This window comes from Ochrobactrum sp. C6C9, from assembly GCF_022627935.1.
In the GTDB taxonomy this organism is placed as follows: domain Bacteria; phylum Pseudomonadota; class Alphaproteobacteria; order Rhizobiales; family Rhizobiaceae; genus Brucella; species Brucella teleogrylli.
In genome coordinates, this window is record NZ_JABXGB010000068.1 from 1 (window position 1) to 6,334 (window position 6,334).

Genomic DNA, 6,334 nt, shown 5'->3' on the forward strand with positions numbered 1-6,334 from the left:
CTGCCAGCCTGTCCACCTGCCGCACGTCAGTGACGGCTGCATATGGAATGGCGCTGGCAAGCGTTTCGCGATCTTCAGCCAATGCACCGGCATCGATGCGGGTTGCCGCGTCCTTCGTTTCATAGAAATCATCCGGCGAGACATATGAGGCCGCAACCGTGTTGATTAGCTCGGTGCGCTTGCGTTTCGCGCTGAAGCGAAGCGGTGCGCCACGCTTGATATCGGCATCGGTGATGGTTGCAACGATAGCCTGCGGAGCGCCCGCTATCGGGAATTCGCCGTCAACACGCTCCACCCACGAGCCGCACATCGCTTCGAGGATCGGCGTCAGATTAGCGTCGTGGTTGGCGCCGGGGCCGTCCTTGGCAATCGCATGGGCACGATAGCGCTTAGAACCGTCCGGCATGCCTTCGTCGCAGATATTCGCCGCCTGGGTGTATTCAGCCAATGGCAGGCGACTTGCGCGAACAGCCTTGCCGACCATGCGCTGAGTGCCGTTGAAGAATCCGCGCTCCAGATTGTAAATCTGCACAACGGGATTGTCGGAATATTCCCAGGTGCTCTGGTCGTCCCAGCGATGTGCGCCCGAACCACCCATCGTAGTGTCTTTGCGCCAGTCATAGAGCGGCGCGCCAACGACTTCGAACAACAGCTTTGCGGGCGAGGTCAGGCCATCGCCATTCTTGCGCAACTCCGAAAACACGATGGCATAAGCAACACCTGCGCCGCGATGGTTCGCGGTCCAGCGTCCGGAAGGACGGGCATTGTTGATGAGCGTCGGCTCGGCCTGCTGATCCATCGTGCCGTAGTAGAACTTGACGCGGACGTTATCATGATCGTCGCCGCTCGTGCCTTCGTTCGGCACAAGCCAATAGCCGTCGGCATCTTGCGCAATAAGCGTGCGCCATTCACCGTTGTAGCGAACACGAGGCACAGACGTAATGCGAAAGCTCGACAGAACGAACACATCCTGGATGAGCCGTCCGCCGCTGCCGTAGCTGTTCCGATAGATATGATGGCCTTCGGTCGCGCACGTGCCGAGAATAACCGAACGCGGGATATTCGCTCCGTACTGGGTTTCCAGCTCCGACGCTCGGCTTTGCGTTTTCGGTGGAAACAGCGCGTTGACGGCGTATTTCAGCGCAATGCCGAAGGCTGTCTGCGCGATACCGGCGAGAATCGGACTGGCAGCGGCCCATGCGGCCACGCTCGACACGATGCCTCCGATAGCGGTGAAGATAGGCGCTAAAAATGGCATACGGCGGCCTCATGCAGGCGCAACAAAAAAGGCCCGCTGCTGACGGACCTTCAAAGGTGCTGATTGTAGTAGTGGTTAGCTGCCGACCCTGTAGGCCCGCTTGATTTCGGTCACAGGAAAAAACGTAAGACCAGCAGGCTGTTTGACCGCAAAGCCAGAGCCGCAAATGAAACCGGCGACGTATTCGTCATTGATGAGCATAACGCCGACGTCGCCGCGGCGAGCAGAGAGCCGATTGACGGGCTCAAGCTGGAGATAGGTTTCGAACACATCCTTGACGCTCTCGCAGCCATTGGCGCGCATCTTGCGAGCGGCGCCGGCTTCCGTTTTGTATTTGCCGCGAAACTCGGCAAGCGGATGTTCACCGATAACCGCTTCAATCGCATCTGCCGCAGTCATGAGGCAGTCCGAGATGCCCCATTCGGGAGTGATGGATACGTGGGCCGTCGCAATATCTTCCAGCGCCCGATCCCATCCTTGCACCCTAGCCGAATTTGATTTTGAAGAATTCATTCTTGATCCTCGCTGCGTACTCGAAAAGCATGTCGCCTAACGAAACAAGCTGCTGATCCTCGTGCGAGGCATAACGATAGCCTTCGCGGAAATTGTCGACTGCACCGGTCTCGATATTGCCTTCCAGCCAAACATTGTCGCCTTCCTCGCGGTGGTCGATGGTATCGACATAGCCGTACCATGTCGGCTCGGCGTGAAGGAACGCGTTCGTATCCGGGTCGAAATAGAAGTCGTAGAACGAGACTGGACGGTTCTTGTAGTCTTCCTGCTCAATCAGCTTCAGCTTGTCGGGTGTGAGCCCAAAATCAGCAGCGGCAGGCAACCGCATCGTCACCGGCTGGGCAGCCGTACCGAGCGCATACATAGGCTCGTCGATGTCGATCAGCGTGTTTCCGTTGTACGTAAGGCCAGCATAACTCACGCTCCCCTTGCCAGAGAAAAAGCCATAGGTGCCGGTACCGAATTCGACTTTGACGGCCGAGGCTATCTTGCCCCTGCCCTCGTCGAGCAATTGCTGTAGACGTGCTGGGAAGGCCATTAGTTACCGCCAAATCATCGAAAGGGTGGATTGAACCGCGCCCAGCTGATATCTGGCCGGCATGATTAGAAGTGTTTGCATGTTGATTGTCGGTTTTGGTGCCTTGATCCAAGGTGTTCTTCGCCTTGGAAATCCAGCCCAAGCAGTCGAAAAAACGGGCTGGTTATATCAGCAGTTCGGAGACCAAGGCGTAGCTTTCGGCATGATCGCCCTTGGCGCCGTCGCATTGGTCATAGGCGCCATTATGTTCAACAATACCTGGGTTCGTGCTATTCGCGCTCGGCGCCAACGGTAGGCAAGCCTACTTCGGCACCTCAATCAACTGAAACGACGCATCGGGAAACTTGCCGTCGCCAATTTCCCACGTCTTCGGCATTAGCCGCATGTTCATCACCGGGCTCTTGAAGCGAACTGCCGCGCCGACGGTGATGTAGGACGGTAAGAACGGCTCGATCTCCACCTGCACGCTCGTGCTGGCTGCTGTGGCATCAGCAACGATGCGGGCGATGAAGTTGTATTCGCCGACCGTAAACCCGACCAAATCGCCATTCATCAGTTTAAGACCGACTGCGACGCCATTTAGCGTAAGTGTATTGCCGTTGATCGCAGCCAGCGTCGCGGTGCCAGTTATTGCCGGGTTATTAGCGTCGCCCCAATAAGCTTGCGGGATGCAAACGTGTTTTGGGGTGTAGTGCACCGTAACCTGACCGCCGCGGCATCGATCGATGAACGCCTCGAGCAAATTGCGCTTGGCATTCGTCAACGCTGTAATCTTGGCCGTCCAAGTCCAGAAAGGATCGCCGTTCTCAATCGCTGAAATCGCCCGATCCCCGTACTGAGACATGGAAACCGGGCGATTCAGGACCGGGAAAGTCGGCTGATATCGAAGGCCAGTCGGAAGAAGTTCAGCCATTACCTTGCCAGCCCCCTTGAATTGACTTGCCGTAGATCGCGTGCAGTTCGCATGGCGCCTGTTTTGTCAAAAGCAGTAAGCCCCTGTTTCACGTTCCGCTGCGAGATGCGTTCGACCTCGGCCTGCCAGTTGCCGTCGCGATCCACAAAGACACGAACGTCGGCAATACCGGATTGCGCTTGCTGCGTCGCAGCAGATGACCGCAGGATCGGCATGGATGGCGCACGCAAAGGTGAGCCGCCGTCTTTCAGTCCGATAACACGCCCGCTGTTGATGGCTTCCAGCAACGCACGATTGCGCTTCGTAGCCGCTGCATTGACGACGAACTCCTCGTCGCTCAGCATCGCCGGAATTTTATCGCCACGTGGCCCGCCAGGACCGCGGACAATGCCACCACCTGCGCGTTTTACCGGTCCACCGTTCTTGCGGAAAATGCCGCCCAGAGCGCCGAATAGATTGAAGCCGCCCTTGTCGGTATCGAAGATGTTCGCAAGGCCGATCTCGATAAACTTGTCTGCGATGCGTCCGAGAGAGTTAGCGAATATCTCCGCCGCGTCAGCCCCGTTCAAAAGATCGCTGGCAATTCCTCCAACCCATTCTTTCTGAAAGGCCGCCATGTCTTCGGCGTTTTCCCGAATACGGTTCTGCGCTTCGGCAAGCTTATTAGCCTCTGCACTCGCAAGTGCCCACTGATCGGCGGTCTGGGCGATCTGCGCTCGCAGCTCAGGAGTGAGCGCAACGCCCGCCTTCTGGGCAGCATTGAGCAGTTCCTGCTCCGTACGCGCCTTTTCCATGGCAAAGCCATAGTCATTAATCAACGGGTTGATCTGACGCTGCGCTTCAGTCTCCGCGACAAGAGCCGATGTGCGGTCAGTGATACGTTGGATGTCACTGTCGAACCGCTCAGCGGGTGTCTTCTTCGTGCGGCCCTTCTTCTTGTCGTCTGGTGTGTTCGCGATACCGCCGCCGTAGCCCGATGGAGTTGAGGCGAGGATCTTTTCGGCACGCTTCTGCTGAACTTCGAGTTTATCGACCGCGCCGGCTAATGCGATGGCATTATTGCCAGCGCTTTCAGCGGCATATTCAAACGGCTCGAATTTCAAGCCCGTCATTCTATAGAATGTTTTGGCTCTTTCGTCGGCGGCGTCGGCGTCTGCGCTCGCCTGCGTATACGCCGCCTTGGCTGCTTCAAGCTGCAGACTAATCTGCTTCGTCAGTTCAGTCTGATACTGACGAGAAGCTGAAGCAGCATTTTCCAGCGCAACCTTGTTTTCGTCGACAGCATCGCTGAATGATTTCGCAACACGGTCGCCAGACGACATATTGTTGTAGAGCAAATAGACGGCACCTGCCGCAGCCCCAGCCAAGAGGCCGATTGGCCCAAGCGACGCACTGAAGGCGGCAACTATGCTCGTACCTGTGCGGAGTGCGGTCAGGAATGAGCCCAATGCAACAACGGCCTGGCCAAGTCCGACCACCACCCCAGCGATTGCCCGACCGGTGAACGCGGTAATCAGCACTGTCGCAAAGGCTGCGACAACGTCGGCTATTTCTTTGAAGTTATCAGCAACATACTGCAGCGCCTGAACCAGCTGCCTACTCGCGCCAGCTGACTTATCGGCATTGCCGATATAAGCGGTAAACTCGTTATTAATCTGCGTGAAGGCGTCAGCAATCGTCGCGTTGGTGGCCTTGAACTGAGCCTCAATGCCCTTTTGAGCATTCAGGATAGCCTTGAACACGCGATCGGACGTCAGTTTCCCATCGGCGCCAAGCTGTTTCAAGCCTGCGATCGTGGTCTTAAACTCGTCAGCAATTGCCTTCGCAATGACCGGCGCGTTTTCACGCAACGACCGGAGTTCATCGCCCTGCAACACGCCAGAACCCAAAGCTTGCCCGAGCTGGAGAATGCCAGCAGCTTGTTCCTGTGCGGACGCACCGCCAGCCTTAAAGGCTTTCGAGACAAGCGACGTTGCCAAAGCAATCTCGTCTTCCGACTTGGCTACGGCGGAGGCCGATCTGATCAGCCGAGCATATAGGTCAGTATAGGCTTCGAGACTTGTCCGAGCTTCGTTCGCACCGTCCTTCAACTCATTCAGCGAACGTGCGCCAACTCCAGCTGCCGTCGCTGACGAACGAATGAGGTTTCCAGCCTGCGTCCAAGCATCCGCATACTGCATCAACTCGCGCGTGCCCAATGCGGCAGTAATGCCAGTTAGGGGAGCAGCGAGGTCTTGCATCGTGCCCTTGCCGATGTTGCCAAGCGCCGCATTTATGCGCTGCACGCTTGCGTTTGCTGACTTCTCCATCTGGCCCATCTGGCGCGTGAATTGCCCACGCTGCCGATTGATCGCGTTCTCCAAACGCTTGAAATCGGCTGAAAATTGAACGACAAGAGTCTCTAAGTCAGTGGCCATGGTGGGGCGCCTATGAAAATAGAACAGAGATTTAATGGAGTGGGCTGGTTAGGAATCGCTTTCCTATTCATCGGCCCTCTGGTGTCCGCGTATGGCTACTGGGATCTGCTCGCGACCATTGCGAAGAATGTCCAATTTGGCGGCTATTACAATCAAAGTATGTTGATGCCGTATGCGCTACTGATCATTGGCGGCATCGCATCACTGGCGTCGTTGCCGCTGATTATTGTCGGTCGTGATTTCGAAGGATTTGCCACGGGAGTCGACGGCGCCAAATCTGGATCTCGCGTGAAGGAACCGACGTTTTAGTGGGAAGTGAGTGCCTCAGCGCCGCCCTACGCGAATTTGAGCAGCCTCGCGTAAATGTCTCTTTGGAGTGAATACGATGTGAATGGAAGATACAAAAATCCGTACATATTGGACTACAACGGTTGACTTCCAGACGCTATGCGATCCTCTTCAAGCCTCTTACAGATCGTCTCAACTATTAATTCCGCTTGCGGTTCTATGGGCTTATTAGGGTCGAAACTAAGACTTCCAAACCCATAAGAGCTGGAGAAATAGCCATCCGGCGCGTCGTGGTATCGGATCGGGATAACCGCATTTTTACCAAATCTGTCGTATGCGCCGTCTCTGCCCCATTGATTTTGGGTTTGCGCTTGAACTTTTGCGGTTTCGCTCATTCGATGAATGAG

Annotated in this window: 7 protein-coding genes and 1 pseudogene; 2 read left to right on the forward strand and 6 right to left on the reverse strand. The window is 56.1% G+C overall.

From position 1 onward, the window contains the following. The 3 genes and pseudogenes from HWD97_RS23855 to HWD97_RS23865 all read right to left on the reverse strand — a co-directional run. A pseudogene (locus tag HWD97_RS23855) lies at positions 1–1,258 on the reverse strand (hypothetical protein); the annotation flags it as partial. Between the two features lie 75 nt (positions 1,259–1,333). Next, positions 1,334–1,771 (reverse strand): hypothetical protein, encoded by a 438-nt coding sequence (locus tag HWD97_RS23860; RefSeq protein ID WP_371835770.1) that lies wholly within the window; start codon positions 1,769–1,771, stop codon positions 1,334–1,336. Further along, positions 1,743–2,309, reverse strand: coding sequence for a hypothetical protein (locus HWD97_RS23865; protein WP_371835771.1), 567 nt, complete (start codon positions 2,307–2,309; stop codon positions 1,743–1,745). Before HWD97_RS23865 ends, HWD97_RS23860 begins: the two co-directional genes overlap by 29 nt. 79 nt (positions 2,310–2,388) lie before the next feature. Between HWD97_RS23865 and HWD97_RS23870 the strand changes: the two genes are divergently transcribed. Then, on the forward strand, positions 2,389–2,604 hold the full coding sequence (locus HWD97_RS23870) for a hypothetical protein (protein ID WP_124916359.1): 216 nt from the start codon (positions 2,389–2,391) through the stop codon (positions 2,602–2,604). A 6-nt stretch (positions 2,605–2,610) separates the two neighbouring features. Here HWD97_RS23870 and HWD97_RS23875 read toward each other — a convergent pair whose 3' ends face one another. Both HWD97_RS23875 and HWD97_RS23880 read right to left on the reverse strand, forming a co-directional pair. After that, the gene (locus HWD97_RS23875) at positions 2,611–3,222 is read right to left on the reverse strand and encodes a hypothetical protein (RefSeq protein ID WP_371835772.1); all 612 of its coding nucleotides are present in this window, start codon (positions 3,220–3,222) and stop codon (positions 2,611–2,613) included. Next, positions 3,222–5,639: a tape measure protein gene (locus HWD97_RS23880; RefSeq protein WP_371835773.1), complete on the reverse strand. Its 2,418-nt coding sequence runs from the start codon at positions 5,637–5,639 to the stop codon at positions 3,222–3,224. The genes HWD97_RS23875 and HWD97_RS23880 overlap by 1 nt, the downstream gene beginning before the upstream one ends. Before the next feature lie 12 nt (positions 5,640–5,651). Here HWD97_RS23880 and HWD97_RS23885 point away from each other — a divergent pair, with 12 nt between their 5' ends. Next, positions 5,652–5,948 carry a hypothetical protein gene (locus HWD97_RS23885; protein WP_371835774.1) on the forward strand — a complete coding sequence of 99 codons (297 nt, stop codon included), beginning with the start codon at positions 5,652–5,654 and terminating at the stop codon, positions 5,946–5,948. Between the two features lie 113 nt (positions 5,949–6,061). Here HWD97_RS23885 and HWD97_RS23890 read toward each other — a convergent pair. Further along, the coding region (locus HWD97_RS23890; protein WP_371835775.1) for a hypothetical protein at positions 6,062–6,334 on the reverse strand (273 nt) is incomplete at its 5' end.

Bases quoted from the DNA above. Each gene is read 5' to 3' on its own strand.
- HWD97_RS23875 (WP_371835772.1), bottom strand. From the start codon at position 3,222: ATGGCTGAACTTCTTCCGACTGGCCTTCGATATCAGCCGACTTTCCCG.
- HWD97_RS23860 (WP_371835770.1), bottom strand. From the start codon at position 1,771: ATGAATTCTTCAAAATCAAATTCGGCTAGGGTGCAAGGATGGGATCGG.
- HWD97_RS23870 (WP_124916359.1), top strand. From the start codon at position 2,389: ATGTTGATTGTCGGTTTTGGTGCCTTGATCCAAGGTGTTCTTCGCCTT.
- HWD97_RS23885 (WP_371835774.1), top strand. From the start codon at position 5,652: ATGAAAATAGAACAGAGATTTAATGGAGTGGGCTGGTTAGGAATCGCT.
- HWD97_RS23865 (WP_371835771.1), bottom strand. From the start codon at position 2,309: ATGGCCTTCCCAGCACGTCTACAGCAATTGCTCGACGAGGGCAGGGGC.
- HWD97_RS23880 (WP_371835773.1), bottom strand. From the start codon at position 5,639: ATGGCCACTGACTTAGAGACTCTTGTCGTTCAATTTTCAGCCGATTTC.